At 44.6% G+C, this 21,441-nt stretch carries 18 protein-coding genes; all 18 read right to left on the bottom strand.

The genetic code is table 11. The features are described from left to right. Positions 1 to 2: 2 nt before the first annotated feature. Positions 3 to 1,340: a radical SAM family heme chaperone HemW gene (hemW, locus tag G636_RS0114750; protein ID WP_026508671.1), complete on the bottom strand. Its 1,338-nt coding sequence runs from the start codon at positions 1,338 to 1,340 to the stop codon at positions 3 to 5. A 14-nt stretch (positions 1,341 to 1,354) separates the two neighbouring features. Beyond that, positions 1,355 to 3,172, bottom strand: coding sequence for a translation elongation factor 4 (gene lepA, locus G636_RS0114745; protein WP_026508670.1), 1,818 nt, complete (start codon positions 3,170 to 3,172; stop codon positions 1,355 to 1,357). An 805-nt stretch (positions 3,173 to 3,977) separates the two neighbouring features. Then, complete coding sequence (rpsT, locus tag G636_RS0114740) at positions 3,978 to 4,238, bottom strand: 30S ribosomal protein S20 (protein WP_026508669.1); 261 nt, start codon at positions 4,236 to 4,238, stop codon at positions 3,978 to 3,980. A gap of 197 nt (positions 4,239 to 4,435) precedes the next feature. Then, complete coding sequence (locus G636_RS18845; protein WP_051227058.1) at positions 4,436 to 5,008, bottom strand: alpha/beta hydrolase; 573 nt, start codon at positions 5,006 to 5,008, stop codon at positions 4,436 to 4,438. Positions 5,009 to 5,024: 16 nt separating this feature from the next. Then, a complete protein-coding gene (locus tag G636_RS0114730) occupies positions 5,025 to 5,282 on the bottom strand; it encodes a hypothetical protein (protein WP_026508668.1) in 258 nt (85 codons plus the stop codon). 159 nt (positions 5,283 to 5,441) lie between these two features. Continuing rightward, positions 5,442 to 6,392 (bottom strand): TIGR03943 family putative permease subunit, encoded by a 951-nt coding sequence (locus G636_RS0114725; protein WP_035779815.1) that lies wholly within the window; start codon positions 6,390 to 6,392, stop codon positions 5,442 to 5,444. Between the two features lie 38 nt (positions 6,393 to 6,430). Beyond that, positions 6,431 to 7,669, bottom strand: coding sequence for a CobW family GTP-binding protein (locus G636_RS0114720; protein ID WP_026508666.1), 1,239 nt, complete (start codon positions 7,667 to 7,669; stop codon positions 6,431 to 6,433). A 104-nt stretch (positions 7,670 to 7,773) separates the two neighbouring features. After that, the gene (locus tag G636_RS0114715; RefSeq protein ID WP_026508665.1) at positions 7,774 to 9,138 is read right to left on the bottom strand and encodes a PFL family protein; all 1,365 of its coding nucleotides are present in this window, start codon (positions 9,136 to 9,138) and stop codon (positions 7,774 to 7,776) included. Between the two features lie 39 nt (positions 9,139 to 9,177). Beyond that, complete coding sequence (locus tag G636_RS0114710; protein ID WP_026508664.1) at positions 9,178 to 9,450, bottom strand: ACT domain-containing protein; 273 nt, start codon at positions 9,448 to 9,450, stop codon at positions 9,178 to 9,180. A gap of 12 nt (positions 9,451 to 9,462) precedes the next feature. Then, a complete protein-coding gene (locus tag G636_RS0114705; protein WP_026508663.1) occupies positions 9,463 to 10,260 on the bottom strand; it encodes an MBL fold metallo-hydrolase in 798 nt (265 codons plus the stop codon). A gap of 416 nt (positions 10,261 to 10,676) precedes the next feature. Beyond that, positions 10,677 to 12,839, bottom strand: coding sequence for a cell division protein FtsA (locus G636_RS0114700; protein ID WP_026508662.1), 2,163 nt, complete (start codon positions 12,837 to 12,839; stop codon positions 10,677 to 10,679). Between the two features lie 67 nt (positions 12,840 to 12,906). Beyond that, positions 12,907 to 13,521 (bottom strand): dephospho-CoA kinase, encoded by a 615-nt coding sequence (gene coaE, locus G636_RS0114695; protein WP_026508661.1) that lies wholly within the window; start codon positions 13,519 to 13,521, stop codon positions 12,907 to 12,909. 22 nt (positions 13,522 to 13,543) lie between these two features. Then, positions 13,544 to 15,985 carry a DNA polymerase I gene (gene polA / locus G636_RS19770; protein WP_026508660.1) on the bottom strand — a complete coding sequence of 814 codons (2,442 nt, stop codon included), beginning with the start codon at positions 15,983 to 15,985 and terminating at the stop codon, positions 13,544 to 13,546. 28 nt (positions 15,986 to 16,013) lie between these two features. Further along, positions 16,014 to 16,349: an anti-sigma factor family protein gene (locus tag G636_RS0114685; protein ID WP_026508659.1), complete on the bottom strand. Its 336-nt coding sequence runs from the start codon at positions 16,347 to 16,349 to the stop codon at positions 16,014 to 16,016. Beyond that, positions 16,346 to 17,515 (bottom strand): tetratricopeptide repeat protein, encoded by a 1,170-nt coding sequence (locus G636_RS0114680; RefSeq protein ID WP_026508658.1) that lies wholly within the window; start codon positions 17,513 to 17,515, stop codon positions 16,346 to 16,348. Before G636_RS0114680 ends, G636_RS0114685 begins: the two co-directional genes overlap by 4 nt. Further along, entirely contained in the window at positions 17,515 to 19,149 is a 1,635-nt protein-coding gene (locus G636_RS0114675; protein ID WP_026508657.1) for a class I adenylate-forming enzyme family protein, read from the bottom strand. Before G636_RS0114675 ends, G636_RS0114680 begins: the two co-directional genes overlap by 1 nt. A 28-nt stretch (positions 19,150 to 19,177) precedes the next feature. Continuing rightward, positions 19,178 to 20,206 carry an NAD-dependent epimerase/dehydratase family protein gene (locus tag G636_RS0114670; protein WP_330364012.1) on the bottom strand — a complete coding sequence of 343 codons (1,029 nt, stop codon included), beginning with the start codon at positions 20,204 to 20,206 and terminating at the stop codon, positions 19,178 to 19,180. Further along, positions 20,203 to 21,435 (bottom strand): ribonuclease E/G, encoded by a 1,233-nt coding sequence (locus G636_RS0114665; protein WP_026508655.1) that lies wholly within the window; start codon positions 21,433 to 21,435, stop codon positions 20,203 to 20,205. The genes G636_RS0114670 and G636_RS0114665 overlap by 4 nt, the downstream gene beginning before the upstream one ends. Between the last annotated feature and the right edge of the window lie 6 nt (positions 21,436 to 21,441).

Genomic DNA, 21,441 nt, shown 5'->3' with positions numbered 1-21,441 from the left:
TATTAGCCATAATCCTCAAGGAGAAAACGGGCAAGTACACTGTTGCTAAGGCTAATGCCAAGAGGAGTAAGTCTGATACTGTGTCCCAGATCCTCTATGAAGCCCTGGCTTATAAGCTCCGGCAATATATCGCAATAGAAGGCATCCAGCTCTTTACCAAAGCTGTTATAAAAATCATCTCTTGATATACCCTTCATTTCCCTAAGTCCCAGGAACATAGTCTCTTCTATCTGGGCTTTGATGCCCACGTTCTCTATCCCTGCATAGGGGGAAGTGGGAATAGGATTGCGCATAAAAAGGTAGGCTGCCACTTCCTTGGCAGAGAGCTTCTCATGCTGATCCCAAAAGGCATTATAGACAGCTATATCAGAGCTGTTAGCCCAACGGATATTGTCATACATGCCGCTGGCGCCAAGACCAAATGCCAGATAATCTCCTCTTTCCCAATAGACCTTATTATGTCTGCATTCATAGTCACCGTCATTACGTGAGTAGTTGGATATCTCGTATCTGTGATATCCTGCAGACTCTAATACCAGGAGTGTATCCTCATACATCTGTCTCTCTTCGTCTTCTGAAGGAAGAGGAGGATAAATACTATCTTCTGCAGCAGGGGCATTCTCTCCTGCTACCAGCCCCTCTCTTACAAGCTCATCTTCAATATCAGCATGATCCCTATCGTTAACCTTCATATAATGCTCGTACATAGGAGTACCAGGCTCTATGATGAGGCTATAGGCCGAGATATGCTCAGGTTTTAGTGCGAGGACCTTCATGAGCCCCTCATTATATGAGGCAGCGCTTTGCCCGGGAAGGGCACTCATGAGATCCACATTGATATTGTCAAAGCCGGCAGCCCTGGCATTATTAAATGTCTCATGGAAATCAGCACTGTTATGAACGCGGCCCAGAACCTCCAGTTCCCTGTCATTCATAGACTGAGCACCAATACTGATTCTGTTAACACCGGCATTTCTATATTCCTGTAATTTTGCAAGACTTGCAGAGCCGGGATTTACTTCAATAGTGATCTCGGCATCTTTCCTAAGTTCAAATACTTCCCTGACTTTATCAAGGATGCATCTGATATATGAAGCATCCACATATGAAGGCGTACCGCCTCCTATGAAAATGCTCTTAATACTATTATCCTTTTCGGGAGATTTATTGTAGCTTCTAAGGCTCTCCACCAGTCCCCTGCCAGATGATATCTCATTTATCAGAGCTGTAAAATAACTGCTCATAGTAGCTTCGTCAGGGCAAAAAGACAAAAAATCACAGTAATTACACTTCTTAACACAAAAAGGTATATGTATGTACAGAGATAAGCCGTCAGTCATAATGTCACCATATGTTATTTGCCTTCATCCAACTTCAGTACGCTAAGGAAGGCCTTCTGAGGTATCTCAACACTTCCGATCTGCCTCATCTTCTTCTTACCTTCCTTCTGTTTCTCAAGGAGCTTTCTCTTACGGCTGATATCACCGCCATAGCACTTGGCAAGCACGTCTTTGCGCATAGCCTTGACTGTTTCTCTGGCTATTACCTTGCCGCCCACTGCCGCCTGGATAGGGATCTCAAAAAGATGCCTCGGGATCTCATCCTTGAGCTTCTCACACATCTTACGACCTCTTTCATAAGCGCCATCCTTATGCACTATAAAGCTAAGAGCATCTACGTTCTCCCTGTTGATCAGGATGTCCAGCTTAACCAGATCTGATCTCTCATAGCCCTTGATCTCATAATCAAAGGAAGCATAGCCTCTGGATCTGGATTTAAGTGCATCAAAGAAATCATATATGATCTCATTAAGGGGCAGATCGTATTTGAGTATAGCCCTGGTCTGCTCCACATAGTCAGTAGACAGATATTTGCCCCTTCTCTCCTGACATAGCTGCATAATAGAACCAATATAATCCGTAGTCACCATGATCTCGCCGCTGACTATGGGTTCTTCCATATATTCAATCTCGGAAGGATCCGGCAGATTAGAGGGATTGGTCAATTCTATCACACTGCCGTCTGTCTTGTAGACCTTGTATACAACGCTGGGGGCTGTGGTTACCAGGTCCAGATCGTATTCTCTCTCTAGTCTCTCCTGTACTACTTCCAGATGAAGGAGTCCCAGGAATCCGCATCTAAAGCCAAAGCCAAGAGCCTGAGAGGTCTCCGGCTCATAGAAAAGCGATGCATCATTGAGCTGGAGTTTTTCCAGCGCATCACGAAGATCGGGATATCTGGCTGAATCAGCAGGGTATATGCCGCAATATACCATGGGCATGACCTTCTTATATCCGGGAAGTGCTTCCTCGCAAGGATTCTCAACAGCTGTTACGGTATCACCCACACGGCTGTCCTGGATATTCTTGATAGAAGCGGTAAAATAGCCTACCATTCCGGCAGAAAGCTCATCACAGGGAATAAACTGTCCGGGGCCAAAATAGCCAACTTCTACAACTTCCTCTTCTGCTCCGGTCTGCATAAAGCGTACCTTCATGCCCTTTTTGAGTACGCCGTCCCTGATTCTGACAAATACTATTACGCCTCTGTAAGGATCATATATAGAATCAAATATAAGGGATTTAAGAGGAGCATTTGCATCTCCGTCAGGTGCGGGAATCCTGCGGACAACATTCTCCAAGACTTCCTCAATACCTATGCCGCTCTTGGCAGATATAAGAGGTGCATCCTGAGCTTCGATACCTATGATATCCTCTATCTCATCCTTGACTTCCTGAGGCTGGGCACTGGGAAGATCGATCTTATTGATAACCGGGAAAACGTCAAGATCATGATCCAAAGCCATATATACATTGGCCAGTGTCTGGGCCTCTACTCCCTGTGTGGCATCTACTACAAGCACTGCTCCGTCGCAGGCTGCCAGGCTCCTTGAGACTTCATATCCAAAGTCAACGTGGCCGGGCGTATCTATCATATTAAGGATATATTCTTCTCCGTCTTGGGCCTTATAAACCATACGTACAGCCTGGCTCTTGATGGTGATGCCCCTCTCACGCTCGATATCCATATTATCGAGCACCTGAGCACTCATCTCCCTGCTGGTCAAGACACCGGTCTTCTCTATAAGCCTGTCTGCCAGAGTAGACTTACCATGGTCTATATGGGCTACAATACAAAAATTTCTGATTTTGCTCTGATCTGTAAAAGACATTATTACCTACCTGTAAATTATTATTAATGAATTTTGACCTTTATGTCATATAATAACATGAACATAACCTTATTTCCACGAATACATGTATGTATAACAACATACATTCTTGGATAAATAATCCAAGAATGTATGCAAATAGGCCATTTGAGAGCGGCTAGGGCCGCTGGGCCTATTTGCCAGATTCATGTTCTCACGAAACACGCAGTAAATGCGTGTTTCTGAAGGTACGTCTAATAACATATACATATATACACTCGATATAGAATAATATCAGCGCTGCTGCAGAAGTTTTTTTCTGTAGTGAGCATTCACTTCAAATGGTATCTATTCTTGGAGTCTTTATCCAAGAATAGCTGTTTTACTTATTCTTCATACGCAGCCTTCTAAACGCCCACGAGAAAGATGTTTGAGCAGGCGAAGCCATGCGAGTTTCTTTCGAGTGTGGCGTATAAATAGAAGGCTGTGGAAGAATATAGTAAAACACCATTTGGAGTGCCGCGAACAAAGAAAAAACTTCTGCAGCAGCGAGGAATCATTTCTATGTCGTGTGTATAGCCGTTAAACTCGCAAACGCTTCGCTTTTTGCTCGATATAAAATCACTGCTGACGCAGTTCTACGGGTACGGGGCTTATAACCCCGCACCCGTAATCAAGATATTCCCACCACCTAAAGGTGGTGGGTTATCTTGATTATTTTATATATAAGAAAAATCGCCGGATATGGATCCGACGATTATAATCTCATCTATATGCCCCTGTCAGAGGGAACAGAAGTATACAGCAATATAAATCAAAAATCTGATTACATCTTAGCTACAGCCTGAGCCAGACGGGAAACCTTACGAGAAGCTGTGTTCTTCTTGAAGATGCCCTTGCTCTCAGCCTTGTCGATAGCTGATGTAGCATTGATAAGAGCCTTAGCAGCCTCGTCCTTGTTGCCGGACTCGATAGCAGCTCTAACCTTCTTGATCTCAGTCTTTACAGCAGACTTGATAGCTGTGTTACGCTCTGCGCGCTTTGCACTTGTCAGGATCCTCTTCTTGGCAGATTTGATATTAGCCATAATTACCTCCGAAAAATAATTTAATTTTAATTATCAGGGTGGGCATTTTGGCCGGACACGGACAGCAAATGCTCACATACGTCAAACAGTTTATGATAAAATCGCCATAATGTCAAGAGCCAAAGTAAATGCAGGCTTTGAAAAATAATTAATGAAATATGATCATTAGGTATTTTGAGAAAGCTCTGCATCAAATATCATTCGCAATCCCTGATATACTCTTCTGTCATCTCCATGATATCAGTAAGATAATCCATATCGTTAAGGACATCCCCTGTTTCAAGAGAATGATCAGCATCCGGAAGCATATACATCTCTATATGGTTTAATGTAGCAAGCTCCATGAGCTTTTCGCCGTCAGTATACTGATCTGCATCGCCGCTAAAAGCAATTCCGTAGCCATCATTAACATAGCTAAAGGTATCTTCCAAAGGTGTATAGTAGACATTACCTGTCAGAAGCCCCTTTTCTTTGGCATATCTGGCGGCAAGGACAGTGCCTATGCTCTTGGAAAAGAATATGATAATATCCTCATCTCCCTGATAAGCTGTTAGATCCACAGAATCCAGACAGTTTACTGTAGCATTCCAGGCATCATCCATACAGGCTTCTACGTTTTTTCTATTGCCCTTTGACTCAAAGCTAAGATTTCCATAGTCCACCTGGATAATATCAAATCCATGTGCCATAGCCAGCTTTCTGCTGTAATATAATAGCGGCTTGTCTTTGGTGTAACCGATGCCGGGAAAAAACACTGCCAGCTTCTTCATAATACTCCTATATGCATTAGTTATTTCCAGCCCAGGTGATCCCGTAGATACTCTCCATAAGTTTGCGGATCTCATTCATCATCCCTTCGCAGGCTGACTTCTCGTCCTTATAACGTATAAGGCCCAGCTTCTTCTTGTGATCTCTGAAGAAGACCTCCCAGTATTCACCGCATTTCTCAAGGCAAATACGATTATTCTTCTCTCCGCCCACCTTATAAAGCTTCTTCGGAACCAGATGCTCCTTAAAAAACTTCTTAAGATCTTTTGATGTCATGTGCTACCCCCTTATTACAAAAACAAACAGTACTCTGTTTTCAAAACCCTTACATGTAGTATTGATTACTACATACAATATATCACAGGTTTTATCAGTATTCCAGCGTTTTCATAATAAAGAGCGCATGTTATGTTACTAAATATTTCTTACCTATGATCAATCTTCCATAATGGGCATTGTAAAGTCCACAATAGGATGAGCAGGTTCCTTGCAGGGCTTAATGTGGAGAGCCTTGAGCACAGGGCCTTCTCCCTGATATTCCTCTACATATTCCTTTTCAACTCTGGCTGTAAGCTCTACCCAGCTCTTTTCCTCGTAGTTGTCTATCTCATCACAGTCGCAGGCAAAGCCCAGAAACTGCATATCCTGAGCACAGCAGTTCATTGAAAGGCGCCCCGGTACGAATCTCTTGCCCTTAAATTCCGGGGGCTTGGCAACAAGAGCCTTGAACCTTACATTCTTGCCCTCATAGCGGTCTACATGCTCAAGAGCATCCAGATAGAACATTCCATAGCCATAATTATTCAGATCTATGGGATCTGCCTTAAGATCAAAAGGAAGGTCCTCATCCAGAGTAACATCTACTTCTCCGTTCATATTCTCGAAGATGATATCGCACTGCCTGTTTACAGCCTTCACATTGCGCTTATAGGTGGGAAGCTTCTCATTCATGCCGTCGCATCTGTTAAAGAGGATCATATCTGAGTTTCTGATATGCTCTACAAGGAGGGACTTCATGTTAGTGTAATACATCTCAAAGGTCTTGCAGTTGATCATAGTGATCTGCTGCTCCTTGTTCCAGGTTGAGGGAAGCTCTATCTTTCTGAAATCCCACATACCATTGAACTCTATGAGGATTCTTTCGGGATCATGCTTTTTATCCAACTCCTGTAGCTTCTCCAGTGTAAAGTCTTCCTCGTCCTCAATAGTCTCAAGGATAGTATTGGTAGACTTAAGGAGCTTGGCCTCATATCCGTTCTCGCCTTCTTCGCAGACTATGAGCAGGGTCTTGCCCTTGGTACGAAAATAAGGCTGAGCAATGGTATAACGGAAAAAGTCCGTCTTACCACTGTCCAAAAATCCATTTATTATATATACCGGTTTCATATAAACCTTCTTTCCGATCATTTTTAAAACTCCACTAATTATCTTCTTCTGAAAAGGTCTTCCAGTGCATCTTCCTTCAGATCAGATCCGATGACTACAATCTTCCCTGTTACATCAGGATTGCCCTTTCTGAACTGAGTCTCTTCAGGTACATGATCAAATTCGATCCAGTTGCCTTCGCTATCCTGGACAATACCCTTGCTTCTAAGCACGAAGCCGTATTTATCAACGTCTTCAACCTTAGTCAGCATCTCTTCGATATCAGCCTGAGAATATCTCACAGGAGTCTCAAGAGCCCAGCTCTGGAATATCTCATCAGCATCGTGGCCACCATGATGGTGGTGGTGATGATGGTGATGGCGGTCACTGTGATGTACTACTACGCCTTCTTCATCAGCTTCTGCCTCATGATGGTGATGATGGTGCTCATGCTCATCTTCATCATGATCGTGATGATGGTGCTCATGCTCATCTTCATCATGATAGTGATGATGGTGCTCATGCTCATCTTCGTCATGATCATGGTGGTGGTGCTCATGCTCATCTTCGTCATGATCGTGGTGGTGGTGCTCATGCTCATCTTCATCATGATCATGGTGGTGGTGCTCATGCTCATCTTCGTCATGGTCGTGATCATGGACCTTCATCATCTCAGCCAGCAGCTCTTTTTCCAGGTCATGATTGCCTTCAAAGGTATCAAGGATCTCCCTACCTGTCAGATCTGCAAGGGGAGTTGTGATGATCACAGCCTTCTTATTCAGGCTCCTGATCAGCTCAGCAGCTTCTTCTATCTTCTCTTCAGAAGCCTTATCTGTCCTGGTGAGGATGATAGTGCCGGCGCTTTCGATCTGATTAGTAAAGAATTCGCCGAAGTTCTTAAGGTATATCTTTGCCTTAAGGCAATCTACTACTGTCACAGCGCTTCCCAGCTTCATCTCAGGGAACTTGGCTGTAACATTGCTGATAGCAGCAGCTACATCTGAGAGCTTGCCTACTCCTGATGGCTCGATGATGATCCTCTCGGGAGAATAAGTATTCATGATCTCAGTAAGATTAGTATCAAAATCACCTACAAGCGAACAGCAGATACATCCTGCATTCATCTCTTTGATCTCGATACCGGCTGACTGAAGGAAACCTCCGTCAACACCTACTTCACCAAACTCATTTTCAATAAGTACAGTCTTGGTACCAGCAAGCGCTTCAGCCAGAAGCTTTTTGATAAGTGTAGTCTTACCGGCTCCAAGGAAGCCGGAAATAATATCAACCTTTGTCATAGATTTATATTGCCCCTAAATTCAGCACAGGGGCTTCTCCTTTCTCAAATAGTGATCAATAAGGATATATTTAGCCTAAAAGGCAGTTTGCTGCCTCATGCAGCTTAGTTCTTAAATGAGTGAACAGGAGCAGGTATCCTTCCTCCTCTGTTAACAAAAGCGCTGCAGTCAAAGGAGTTAACAGGCATGATAGGTGCATGACCTAAAAGTCCGCCGAATTCCACCTTATCTCCCACCTTCTTGCCCGGGCAGGGGATCAGTCTGACTGCTGTAGTCTTCTGATTGATCATACCTATAGCCATCTCATCAGCAATGATACCGGCCACTGTAGTAGGCTTTGTATCGCCGGGAACTGCGATCATGTCAAGACCCACAGAGCATACGCAGGTCATAGCTTCAAGCTTTTCAAGTGTAAGAGCTCCTGCTTCGACTGCATCGATCATACCCTGATCTTCACTTACAGGAATGAACGCTCCTGAAAGACCACCTACATATGAAGAAGCCATAACACCGCCCTTCTTGACCTGATCATTAAGGAGGGCCAGAGCTGCGGTAGTACCGGGGGCGCCGGCTCTTTCAAGGCCGATCTCACAGAGGATATCTGCAACTGAGTCACCGATAGCCGGAGTAGGAGCAAGAGACAGATCAATGATACCAAAAGGTACGCCCAGTCTCTGGGATGCTTCCTTGGCTACCAGCTGTCCCACTCTTGTAACCTTAAAGGCAGTCTTCTTGATAGTCTCGCAGAGCACTTCAAAGCTCTCTCCTCTGACCTTTTCAAGTGCAGTCTTTACAACGCCGGGCCCGCTGACACCTACATTTATGATCCTGTCAGCTTCAGTTACGCCGTGGAAAGCACCTGCCATAAAGGGATTGTCATCAGGTGCATTGCAGAATACCACAAGCTTGGCACAGCCATTAACTTTGCAGTCCTTACTGGCAATTGCAGTCTGAGTCACTATATCACCCATGAGCCTTACAGCATCCATATTGATACCGGTCTTGGTAGAGCCTACATTTACTGATGAACAGATGTAGGAAGTCTCTGCCAAAGCCTTGGGTATAGATCTGATCAGCAGTTCATCGGCCTTTGTCATGCCTTTGGATACCAGTGCAGAATAGCCTCCGATGAAGTTAACGCCCACTTCCCTGGCTACGTCATCCAAAGTATGAGCAATCTTTACGAAATCATCGCTGGTCTTACATGCAGCTGCGCCAACTATAGCAATGGGAGTCAGTGATATCCTCTTATTGACAATGGGAATACCATATTCCCTTGATATCTGCTCGCCTGTAGATACCAGATCCTTTGCTGATTCATATATCCTGTTATGTATCTTGGTGCAGAGAGTGTCCAGATCGGAATCCATACATTCCAGCAGGCTGATGCCCATGGTAATGGTCCTTACATCCAGATTCTCCTTTTCGATCATATCATTAGTTTCTGAAACTTCTCTTATCCCGATCATAAAACTCCTTTAAAAAAGAATTAAATAATTATATATGGTTTACAGTCTGTGCATTGAATCGAAAATCTCTTCTCTCTGCATCTTGATAACTACTCCGATCTCTTCGCCCTTCTTCTCAAGGAGGTCTGCAAGCTTGTCAAAGTCAGCGTCCCTTCCGCTTACGTCTACGATCATCATCATATTGAAATATCCGGATACGATAGTCTGTGAAATGTCCAGGATATTTACCTTTTCATCTGCCAGACATGTGCAGACTCTGGCGATAATGCCTACTGTATCCTGTCCTACTACTGTGATAATGGCTCTTTTCATAAATATTCCTCCTTAAAACTCAATAACAGGGCTCATAGAGCTTCTGCCTGCAACATACATGGGAAAATCCCCGCTGTGGTAAGGGGTGCTGCTCATATCTACCAGTACTCTGACTGTCTCATAAGCCAGTTCCGGCAGATTATTATGATCTGACAGATGCCCCAGGATAATGCCTTTAATATTATCATTAAGAAGCCTGATGAGCAGTTCACCTGAGCTGTCATTTGACAGGTGCCCCTTGTCTCCTGCGATCCTCATCTTCAGATTATAAGGATAAGGACCTGTCTCCAGCATCCTGGAGTCATGATTGGCTTCCAGGAGCAGAGCCTTGCAATCTTTTAAGCACTCAACTGTATAATCATCAAAGCATCCAAGGTCGGTAGCAACAGCGCAGCTGCTCTCTGAGCCTGTGATCCTGTATCCCACAGGTTCTCTTGCGTCATGGGATATCCTGATGGCTCTAACAGTCAGATCCCCGATCTTCACTTCTTCATCAGCTCTTATAATATGAAAAAGGTCGTCAGATAATACCTTTTTCTTATCAGCAAGCCTGATACCCTCAATGGTGCCTTCTGTAGCATAGATGGGTATGGGCCATTTCTTGCGTATGGTATATAGCGCAGCTATATGGTCAATGTGCTCATGTGTAACAAATATACCCGAAATATCGGGCAGGTCAAGCTCCAGTTCTGTCAGAGCCTCTAAAATCTTCTTTCTGGTGCAGCCGGCATCTACGAGAATGTGTGTATTATCAGAACCTATATAGGTGCTGTTGCCGCTGCTGCCTGAAGCCAGTGATGCAAAACGCATACTTCCTCCCCCTTGATGAGCGCATGCGCATCTGCCCCCATCTTTTAATCCTATATAGAATACAACAAAACACTCCCCTCTGCAAAGGACTATTCCGGATAATTATTTAAGGCGCTGATGTGGAAGTTAAGTATTTCCGGAAAAATAATTCCCCGTCATATATAAAATAATCAAGATAACCCACCACCTTTAGGTGGTGGGAATATCTTGATTACGGGTGCGGGGTTATAAGCCCCGTACCCGTAGAACTGCGTCAGCAGTGATTTTATAACGAGCAAAAAGCGAAGCGTTTGCGAGTTTAACAGCGATCATAGAATGAAAAAGCGTAGCAGCTTTAAGGCTGCTACGCTAATTATGCTGACTTTTGGATATCTCCTTAATCACCTATTCTATTGATGTCACTAAGGCTCATATTCTCACGTCCAATAGACCTCGATCTTGTCCCCTTCCTTTATGGACTGCATATAGTCGGGAGTCTGACCGTTAAGGAGAGTCACTATGCCCTTGCCCTGGGGCTTACTAAGGTCAAAATCTATATAGTCAAATATATCTACAAAGATATAATCTGCCTTGTTATGAAGTGTTATGGGCGAGCCGTTACAGATCACATGAAGATCATGAGCCAGGATGTTTTTAACAGTGGCGACAGCTTCTTCTTTTTCTACTTCCTGATTAACAGGATCATGCTCATCAAGGTCTGTGCGCTCAGCTCTGTCAGCATTATCTATATCTGAGAGCACTTCTTCATTTTCCTGCTCTATAAGTACCTCATCTGCATCAGGGATGTCACTGTAGTACTCCATGATGGCATCTTCCTTGCTCTTGAAGTCGATCTTGAAATTCTCATAAACAGGTGTATCCGGTCCTGCCACTTCATTATTGACCACTATCATGGTATCTTCAGTGATCTCAATATCCAGAAGCTGGGCTATCTGAGCAGCTGTATCATAATCCAGCACCTTGACTTCATCTCCGGGCATGATCTGGTAAAGAGGGGTCTTTGCCTGCCCTCCTACTGTTGCAAAGCGGGAAGCCTCCACATCCTTGCCATTTACGATAACCTTAAATCTGGACTTGTATTCAGGAAGTGAATTAATATCAGCAGTACCGGGGAGTCCGGCAGTTGAGGGCTTTACATTGATAATGTCATTGGCATGGATCTTGGAGTGTATGTCAGCGGGCTTACCGTTTAGAGTGATCACAGCGGATTCTCCGGGCTCACCTGCAACTACTCTGTCCTGACCATTAACTGTAAAGGTAAGAGCTTCGCCCCTCTTGGGGAAGAGATCCTCATTAGGGAAGGCTGCCTGCATGGCAGCATCCACTATCTGGAGCTTGCCATTATCATATATCTTGGTCTGTACTCCGTTAAAGGAGACAAATACAAAGTTATTGGTATCTGTGTAATAGCTCTTGCATATACCAAGAGGTGTGACCATAAGCGAATCATGGGCAGGACCTTCATCAGAAAGGAATACAAAGTCTTTCATGACTTCATCGCCCCTAAGAGCTACCCTCTCTTCGCTGATGCCCATATCAGAGGCTATAGCAGAGGTATAACCGTCTATTCTTCCGCCGCCGCCTACTACAAAGACAGCACTTACAGGCTCTCCGCCGTTGAGTCTTCTGATCTCACCTGTGACCTGCTTGGCCATCTTGGATACCAGGGGATGAAGTGTCTGATTTACTTCCTGCCTGGATATGGTCTTGGTCAGTCCCATGATATCTGTATATTCCACAGTATCCATATGGGAAGCATCAACCTTGATCTTATCTGCTGTATTAAAATCTACCAGGCAATGCTGGGCTATGGATTCAGTGAGATGATCGCCTGCTGTAGGGATCATGCCATAGGCGGTTATGGTGCCTTCCTTGGTAACGCATATATCAGATGTTCCTGCACCCACATCTATAAGAGCCAGATTCAGGAGTCTGAACTTTTCCGGGATAGCTACCATGATAGCAGCTATAGGCTCCAGAGTAAGATTGGCTACGTTGAGCTCAGCTCTTTCGCATGCTTTATAAAGGCCGTCCACAACATCATCAGGAAGAAAGGTCGCTATAAGCTCTACGCGCACCTTGCCTGAGTTATGTCCTTCCAGATTGGCTATCTGATAATCATTGAGATAATAGTGCAGGACAGAATATCCCACCAGATAGAATTTCAGATTGCTGTCCTTATTCTTTTCCAGGAATTCCTGATATGCCTTCTCTACGCCCTTGGAATCAAGATTGTAGATATCCTCATCAGTAATAGCGCGGCCTTCCTCCATATCCTCTTCATAGGAGGTCTCCACTGTACGAAGTACACGCCCCGCAGCTGCGATACATACATCCGTCAGATGGATATCAGAATCTGTCTCCAGCTCATTCTTAATAGTGCGGATAGTCGCAGATACCTTGTTGATATCATGTATCTGACCATCCAGCATAGCTCTGCTCTCATGACTCCTGGCTTTTTGGGCGATAACATAGAATTTGCCGTCATCTCTGAGATATCCTATGGTACCCACTACGTTCCTGGTACCTATATCCAGACCAAAGACAACCTTTTGCTGTTTCTGTTCAAGGCTTGGCATGATTAAGAACCCCCCTTCGCAAATCCTGACATCTCACAGGATATATCGGATCCAAAGGACTTATTCTTTATACCATTTGTTTAGATAGATGTTCTTTTACAATAGTGATACTGTCAGAGAGCTCGCCGCTGTTATCAACTATAAGATCGGCATTAGCTCTGAATATCTCGTCTGACAGCTGAGATGCAAAAATCGAGTCTATCTTCTCATCACTGTAAGCTCTGCTTTCCTTGAGGCGTTTTCTTCTCACTTCCTCAGAGGCATATATATACCACATCTCGTCTACTATATCTTTGTAGCCGTTCTCTATAAGGAGGGCTGCTTCTACGAAGAGATAATCCAGCTTTCCGGCATCCTTCTCCTTTTCTATTGTCATCTTGATATAATCATTGGTCGCAGGATGGAGGATGGCATTTACTTTTTCAAGGAGCTCAGGCGCATTAAAGATCTTATCGGCCATGGCTTTCTTGTTTATGCCTATATCCATCCCGCTTTCATCAAATAACAGGATATCTCTTCCAAGCAGATCTGCAAGTTTGTCATAAGCAGGCATCCCCTTTTCTTTGACCCTGTTGGCAACGTCATCGGAATAGATGACTCTGCAATTATAATTATTCTCGATCCAGGACAAGACGCTGCTCTTGCCGGCGCCCACGCCCCCTGTCACACCTATAAGGCGCATATATCCTCCAAATATTTATATATCACTTGGCTTCGTACCAGTCATAACCTGTGCTGCATTCTGCAAGAAGAGGTACTTTGAGTTCTGCTGCTTCCTCCATGCCCTTCTTTAGTATCTCTGCCACCAGTTCCTTTTCATCAGGAGCAGTCTCTATGAGCAGTTCATCATGGATCTGTAATATGAGCTTTGACTTAAGTTTTCTCTTTCTCAGCTCCATATATACATTTATCATGGCTATCTTCATGATATCTGCAGCAGTGCCCTGAATAGGAGCATTCATGGCCACACGTTCACCAAACTGCCTCTTCATATATACGGAATCCTTAAGCTCTGGTATAGGCCTTCTCCTGCCCATACGTGTAAGGCTGTAGCCATGCTCCTTGGCAAATTCCACGCTGCTCTCCTGATATGCCTTTACTCCGGGATAAGTGAGGAAATAGCCGTCCATATAGGATGCTGCTTCTTCCCTTGATATATTAAGGTCATTGGCAAGGCCAAAAACGCTGATACCATAAACTATACCAAAGTTGACCGCCTTGGCATTGGACCTTTGAGCAGCTGTTACCTCATCAAAGGGAGTATGGAATACTCTGGAAGCTGTAGCTCTGTGTATATCCCTACCTGAGCGGTAATCATCTATCAGCCCCGGGTCTCCTGACATATCAGCCAGTATTCTCAGCTCCACCTGGCTGTAATCGGCATCGGTAAAGATATAGCCTTCCTTAGGTACAAATACCTTCCTGATCTGTCTGCCCAGCTCAGTCCTCATGGGAATATTCTGGAGATTGGGCTCTGAAGAAGATATCCTTCCTGTAGCTGTAACTGTCTGGTTAAACTGGGTATGAATCCTGTTATCAGGTCCTATGTAATCAGCAAGGCCCTCGGCGTAGGTGCTCCTTAGCTTGGTCAGGCCCCTGTACTCCAGGATATCCCTTACTATAGGCTCATCTACTGCTATCTTCTCCAGGACATCTGCCGAAGTGGAATAGCCTGTCTTGGTCTTCTTGCCACCTTCGATGCCCATTTTCTCGAAAAGGATCTGTCCTAACTGCTTGGGCGAATTGATATTGAATACTTCGCCTGCAGCCTCGTAGATCCTGCTCTCTAATCTGTCGATACCTGCAGTGAGCTCATAGCCGTAACTCTCAAGCTCTTCTCTCTTACAGATTATGCCTTCCTTTTGCATATCATAGAGCACATATGAAAGAGGCATTTCCATCTTTCTCATGATATCAAGCTCGCCTATGCTGACCAGCTTATCTTCCAGGATGGGTGCAGCCATAGCTGAGATCCTGGCTAGATCTGACAGATATTCATAGAGAAGGTCATAGGACCTGAGCACGCTATAGGGCGGAAGGGGCTTTTTAGAGCTGTCTCCCAGCCTCTTCTTAAGGTCAGGAATATCTGTATCAAGATATAACTTTGCAATATATTCAGCAGTGATGGCTCCGTTATTGGGATCCAAAAGGTAGGCTGCAATGAGTATGTCAAAGGAGCCAGCCTCCTTTTGATGATCTATCTCATAAGGAGTATAGAATCTATAGCTCCTCTTAAGATCAAAGCCGGCAAGCCTGCAGTCTTCTGACAAGCCGCTAAGTATCTCATCAAAATATGCCCTGTCAAAGCCTTCACCTGACTTTATATAAAATGAGCCTGTAGCAGGTGTGTAGAGGCATAGTCCCACTATATCTTCACCGGAGAGCTCATCACCTTCTGCAGCAAAGCCTATGAAGCGATCATCATGACCTGAAGCATATTCTCTGCATTTTCTTATCAGCTCATCAGCAGTCTCTCTATTCTTAACTTCTCTATAAGGAGACTGTTTTGAGGAGACTCCTGCAGCAAAAGCTCCCATAGCAGAGCCTGCCACTGAGCCGCAACTGCTATCTGTATCATCATCAAAGGGATTATCACTGCAAGGCATGAATGCATCTTCCGGATTATCTCCGCTTACAGAGCCGCTTCCTGCATCAAGCCCTTCCAAAGGAAATGCACCGTATTCATTTAGGCCTATGCTCTTGTCTGTAAGCTCCAGACTCAGGATCTCAGCTTTATCTCCTGCGTAGCTCTTTAGAGTAATTCCGGCAGTCAAAAGAGTGTATCTCGTATCATCAATATCTGTAGAAAGAAGCTCAGTAATTGATATATCCATTTCTTCGGACAGTTCCGCATTCTTTGATCTGCAATAACTCCTGATCTCTTCAAGTTCAGCAGTCATATCAGCGCCATTAACAAAATAAGCCCCTGCAGACTCGCTCATATTGATACCAAGATCAAGTGACAGGTCAGAGCCTGCATAGAGCATAGTCTTCACATAGGGCCTTCTCTTAAATGCTGTATCAACAAGGTGCTCAAAAGCTGACAAAACTGCTGTCCTGAGCCCCTTCTCATCTCTCATATCAGGTACAATGTCCCTGAGCAGAGCCAGCAAAGAATTAGAGTCTATTATCAGTATATTATTCATACAATACCTATCTCTCAACAATATATATTTATACTACCATGTGCAGATAAAAAGCCATGATGACCACTGCTGTAATAAAAAGTATGGCAAATACTTCAAAGGAAAAAGAAATATTCCTGAATCTCTTGTTGTGCTCCAGCCTCTCGTGAGCTTCTTTAAGCTTCTTGTTCATCTCACTGCTAAGGTTAAAGGTCTCTCCCGTTTCAAGGAGAGACATGCCCAGTCCCAGGAGGAACTGCACTGTGAGTTCTTCCTTGCAGGAAGGGCATTTTTCAATATGATCCAGGAATTTCTCCAAAGTATCATCATCCATACTTTCATCAAGAAAACTGGGTATGAGTCTTTCTATATCTTTGTGATTCACAGAATCTCCTTCATAAGATCATACACTTCATTCAAACTATAATTTGGGCTTCCTGTAACAGCTGCCGCTTCATGGATATAATCCAGGGAATTGTCATAACTCACAGTCTCTATAAGATTGCCCTCGCTGTCAAGCTTCTGGCTGTACAGCTCTTCACCGTTGTCACCACGGATATAGACCTCGTAACCTGTAAGATTATCGCCGTAATAAGTGGATACACCTGTCATAACGCCATCAGCATACAGCGGAATGTACACATCCCAGGCACCATCTGTATGTATAAAGCCATATACATATCTGTCAGTACCCTCATAGAGTGAGAAGCTGGTACCTATCTCATTGCCATCTGCATCATAGGTCCTGATCACAGCAGGGCTGTCCTGGCCGTTTATATATCTCTTATAATAGATGGTCTCATATAAAGAGCCGTCTTCCAGGCGTACCTCTTTGCACCTTGCTCTTCCCAGGCTGTCTGAGTAATCTGCAGATGCATTAAGTTCATCTGCCTTATCCTGAAGGCTCCTCATCTCAGCTTCATCCGTGACAGCGTCCATACCTTTCTCAAGCACTTCCAGAGCCTTATTCTTAAAGGTATCTCTGATATAAACCTCTGCTTCGCCAAGATAACCATAAGCCTCATCAGGATGAAGGGTCTGATACTTTTGATAGTCCAGCGCAGCTCCTTCAAGCGATACAACAGTATCTGAGTGCATCATGTAAGCTTCTGCCCTTCCTCTCAGAGCGTCCTCATAGTCAGGATCCTCTTTCAGAGCATTTGAAAAGGCTTCAATGGCAAGGCTTAAGGTCTCATCATCATGACCTGTTTCCAGTATGGACAGGGCCTCCTGTGTATAGTCATAAGCAGGGTCTGTCTCCGGCTCTTCTTCCTGGATGAGATTCACAGATACGCTGCCCTCATCATTATCAGCAGTCATCTCATTCTCTGCTGACAAAGCAGCAGTCATTACGCCCTTTTTCTTTTCTTCACCGGCCTTTTTGATTATGACTATGCAGGGGATGAGCAGCAGAGCAGCTACAAGGACCATTGAGATCACTATATACCTTCTGCTTTTAGGATATGCAAGCTTTCTGATGATCCTTCTTATGGTCCTTTTAGCAGTCTTTCTGACTTTGACAGCAAAGCTTTTAATAAATGACAGATTCATTAACTACGGTTCTCCATTGCTACCAGGTTCTCCGCACCGTGGAGCTTGCGAAGGCGGGGCTTCTCAATCTTGCCGGTAGCGTTTCTGGGGATCTCCTCAAAAAATACTTCCTTGGGTCTCTTGTATCTGGGGAGGCCCAGGCAGAACTCATCAATCTCTTCTCTGGTAAGTTCGCAGCCTTCCTTGGTTTCAATAACTGCTGCAGTGATCTCGCCAAGACGAGGATCAGGCATGCCGATAACAGCTACATCCTTGACCTTATCATTGGTCCTGATATAGTTCTCAATCTGAACAGGATATATATTCTCACCACCGGAGACGATTACATCCTTCTTTCTGTCAACCAGGAATATAAATCCATCAGGATCCTTCATGGCCATATCTCCTGTATAGAGCCAGCCGTCCTTCAGGACTTTATCAGTTTCTTCGGGATTATTATAATAGCAGGTCATGACACCGGGGCCTTTGACACAGAGCTCGCCCACCTGGCCATCCTCCACTTCATTATTATCTTCATCTACGATCTTGCAGGACCATCTGTATCCGGGAACACCGATAGCGCCTACTTTATTTATGTTTTCTACGCCCAGATGTACGCAGCCGGGGCCTGTAGATTCTGAGAGACCATAGTTGGTATCATACTGGTGCTTGGGGAAGTACTCCAGCCATCTCTTGATAAGTGACGGAGGAACCGGCTGAGCACCGATATGCATGAGTCTCCACTGATCCAGCTGATAATCTTCAAGCTTTAAGTCTCCCCTGTCCAGAGCATCCAGTATATCCTGCGCCCAAGGTACCAGGAGCCATACTATACTGCATTTCTCATTGGATACAGCTGAGAGTATGATCTCAGGCTTGGCACCCTTTAAGAGTACTGCCTTGCCCGCTGAGAAGAGACTGCCCATCCAGTGGAACTTGGCGCCTGTATGATAAAGAGGCGGGATGCACAAAAATACATCATCATGTGTCTGACCATGATGCTTTGCTTCCATCTCTGCAGCCTGGCTCAGGCTCAGATGCTTATGAAGTATTGCTTTGGGAAAGCCTGTGGTACCTGAAGAGAAATATATAGCTGCGAAATCATCCTCTTTGAGCTTAAGTCCCGGAGACTTGCTGGAGCAGTCAGCCACCAGTTCTCTGTAGCTCTCTGCAAAGCTGGGACAGTTGTCGCCTACATAAAAGAGAAGCCTGCCCTTACTGAGTCTCTCTGCATAATTCTCGATTCGTCCAATGAACTCAGGGCCAAAGACGATAACATCAACTTCTGCAAGCTCTGCGCAATAGAGAATCTCTTCAGCGTCATATCTGAAATTAAAGGGTACAGCTATAGCACCGGTCTTGAGTACGCCAAAATATACAGGCAGCCACTCCAGGCAGTTGTACATGATAATAGCGACTTTATCCCCCTTGGTAATGCCCCTGTTGATAAGGAGATTAGCAAATCTGTTAGCCTTTTCATCAAACACTTTCCAACTGATCTCTCTTCTGTAAGGCTCAAAATGTGAAGGCTCTATGAGTTCATACTCTTTCCAGCTGATCCTCCTGGTATCTGCAAGCTCAGGATTCAGCTCCACAAGAGCTATCTCATCAGGATATAACTTGGCATTACGTTCCAATAATTCTGTAACCGGCATAATTCCCCCCTTGGTAATTTATGTATTTTTATCTAAAGCTTTTTAGCGCATCTTGCTGCGCTGCAATAACCTTATCACAGAATGCATCAAAGGCAGAATCCTCCCTGCGGCATTCTTCATGGCTCATGATATAGTCAAGACTCCTTCTGACTCCCACCTTGAAGGGTACTCTTGTCTTCATATCAGGCACCAAGCTCTTGAGCTTACTGTTATCAAATACTACAGACGCTGCCTTATCTCCCGTAAGGGCGCCCCTAAGATCATAGCCTTCACTTTGTCCTGCTTCTGCCAAAAAGTCAGAAGAAACATGGAAAGGGATAAAAGGCTTATTAAGTGCATCACAGATGGTCCTGTGGATCTGATCCCAGCTTAGTATCTCATCCCCTGTGATCTGAAAAGCTTCGCCAATAGCATGATCATTTGCAATAAGGCCTGTATAGCCCACTGCAAAATCACTGTTATGTGTAAGAGCCCATAAGGAAGACCCGTCACCATGAATAATGACAGGCTTCTCTTCCATGATCCTCTTTATGACCTGATAGGAGCCATTGTTACCATGAACTCCCACAGGAACGGAACGCTCGTCATAGGTATGACTGGGACGGATAATGGTCACAGGAAAGCCCTCGCTGCAATACTTCTCCATAAAGAATTCTTCGCAGGCCTTCTTATTCCTGGAATACTCCCAATAGGGATTGGCCAGGGAAGTACCCTCTGTAATGATATAATTCCTGGAAGGCTTGTGATAAGCAGACGCAGAGCTTGTAAACATAAACTGCCCTGTTCTGCCTTTAAAGAGCTTGTAATGCCTCTCGGCATCCCGGACTGTAAAGCAGATAAAATCACATACGCTGTCAAAATACAAATTGCCCAGAGCCTTATTTGCCTCTGCCTCATCATTGATATCCGCCTTAAGGATATGCACATTTGAAGGGATCACGTCAGATCTGTTGCCCCTGTTAAGTACATATACATCATAATCAGCAATAGCTGAAAGATGTTTAACAATACCGCTGGAAATAGTACCACTGCCGCCTATAATCAATACCTTTATCATGACTTCCTCCTAACCAGCTCGGCTATGCCCAGCCCGGTGAAATCAATAAATGTACATTTAACAGGGTCTGCCTTGCATTCCCTTTTAATAACCTTCTCAAGCTCTACATATTCTTCGCGGGAGGCCATATTGATAAAATCGATAAGGATCATGCCCTTAAAGCCTCGCACTCTGATCTGCCTTATAGCCTCTATGGCAGCTTCTATATTGATATTCAGGAAAAGATTGCCCTTAAGAGCACCGGAAGAGCCGCTATTAACATCTATCACATGCATGGCTTCCGTGGATTCTATCACAAGGTAGCCCCCGCTCCCAAGCCATACCTTCTTGCTGCTGCAATGCTCCAGCTTGCCAAGAAGACCAAATACAAGCTCTGCCTTCCCAAGGCTTTTCTCAAAAGGACGGATATCTATATTATACTCTTCAAGATCCAAAGAGCATACCATTCCCATAAGTTCTCTGTCAGAAGAGATCAGTTCGCACCTTCCCTCAGGTGATAGGGTATCCAGGCAGCCAGCAGATGAAACTATGGCTTCCAAAAGGTCTCTTCCTGCAGATCCCTCATATATAAGGCTCCCTGCAGTCCTCATCCTGCCACTATCAATGATCTCTTCAAGAGCAGCTACCTGCTCCATAATTTCACGTCTTGCCTCTGCAAAAGCATCATCATTACTGATACAGTCTGCAGCTCTGGTCCTTATAAGGCAGCCATAGCCCTGATCAGCCAGGGATCTGAAGGTAAAATCATGAGAAAACCTGGCTATGAGCTCCCGCCTTAGTTTTTTATCAATTTTCCTGGAACAGCCTATCCCTTTTCTGCCAAGGCTTAGGACAGTGTACTTGCCGCTAATGCTGATACAGCCGCTTAGAACCGCCTGTTTGGTCTTGATAGGAGCCTTGGATACCTGCACCAGGATAAGGTCTCCGCCTCTTAGCATGCTCTTATTATCATTATGACTGCTGTATACTACATTTGGATCTATATCCTTCAGAGGCAGATAACCGGTATTGTCCCTGGCATCAGGAGCATCATTTTTGAACCTGACAAAGGCCGCACCAAGATTATCTATTATATTCTCTACCCTACCCACATATATATTCCCAACAATGGAATCAGAAGGTGAGATTGTCAGATCATATTCCAGCTCTTTATCCAGCATAGAGCTGATCCTGATTCTGCTTTCATCCTCTTTTACCCTTGATATCAGGATCTGTTTGGAAGCTGTCATATTACC

Origin of the sequence: Butyrivibrio sp. MC2013, assembly GCF_000424585.1 — a bacterium.
GTDB lineage: Bacteria > Bacillota > Clostridia > Lachnospirales > Lachnospiraceae > Butyrivibrio.
Note: the sequence above shows the minus strand (reverse complement) of the source record. Positions and strands in the feature narration are given on the sequence as shown.

Excerpts from the sequence above, each read along its gene's own strand:
- G636_RS18845 (WP_051227058.1), bottom strand. The coding sequence starts at position 5,008 with ATGAAGAAGCTGGCAGTGTTTTTTCCCGGCATCGGTTACACCAAAGAC.
- G636_RS0114720 (WP_026508666.1), bottom strand. The coding sequence starts at position 7,669 with ATGACAAAGGTTGATATTATTTCCGGCTTCCTTGGAGCCGGTAAGACT.
- G636_RS0114705 (WP_026508663.1), bottom strand. The coding sequence starts at position 10,260 with ATGCGTTTTGCATCACTGGCTTCAGGCAGCAGCGGCAACAGCACCTAT.
- hemW (WP_026508671.1), bottom strand. The coding sequence starts at position 1,340 with ATGACTGACGGCTTATCTCTGTACATACATATACCTTTTTGTGTTAAG.
- G636_RS0114725 (WP_035779815.1), bottom strand. The coding sequence starts at position 6,392 with ATGAAACCGGTATATATAATAAATGGATTTTTGGACAGTGGTAAGACG.
- G636_RS0114700 (WP_026508662.1), bottom strand. The coding sequence starts at position 12,839 with ATGCCAAGCCTTGAACAGAAACAGCAAAAGGTTGTCTTTGGTCTGGAT.
- coaE (WP_026508661.1), bottom strand. The coding sequence starts at position 13,521 with ATGCGCCTTATAGGTGTGACAGGGGGCGTGGGCGCCGGCAAGAGCAGC.
- G636_RS0114675 (WP_026508657.1), bottom strand. The coding sequence starts at position 19,149 with ATGCCGGTTACAGAATTATTGGAACGTAATGCCAAGTTATATCCTGAT.
- G636_RS0114665 (WP_026508655.1), bottom strand. The coding sequence starts at position 21,435 with ATGACAGCTTCCAAACAGATCCTGATATCAAGGGTAAAAGAGGATGAA.
- G636_RS0114715 (WP_026508665.1), bottom strand. The coding sequence starts at position 9,138 with ATGATCGGGATAAGAGAAGTTTCAGAAACTAATGATATGATCGAAAAG.
- polA (WP_026508660.1), bottom strand. The coding sequence starts at position 15,985 with ATGAATAATATACTGATAATAGACTCTAATTCTTTGCTGGCTCTGCTC.
- lepA (WP_026508670.1), bottom strand. The coding sequence starts at position 3,172 with ATGTCTTTTACAGATCAGAGCAAAATCAGAAATTTTTGTATTGTAGCC.
- rpsT (WP_026508669.1), bottom strand. The coding sequence starts at position 4,238 with ATGGCTAATATCAAATCTGCCAAGAAGAGGATCCTGACAAGTGCAAAG.
- G636_RS0114680 (WP_026508658.1), bottom strand. The coding sequence starts at position 17,515 with ATGAATCTGTCATTTATTAAAAGCTTTGCTGTCAAAGTCAGAAAGACT.
- G636_RS0114730 (WP_026508668.1), bottom strand. The coding sequence starts at position 5,282 with ATGACATCAAAAGATCTTAAGAAGTTTTTTAAGGAGCATCTGGTTCCG.
- G636_RS0114670 (WP_330364012.1), bottom strand. The coding sequence starts at position 20,206 with ATGATAAAGGTATTGATTATAGGCGGCAGTGGTACTATTTCCAGCGGT.
- G636_RS0114710 (WP_026508664.1), bottom strand. The coding sequence starts at position 9,450 with ATGAAAAGAGCCATTATCACAGTAGTAGGACAGGATACAGTAGGCATT.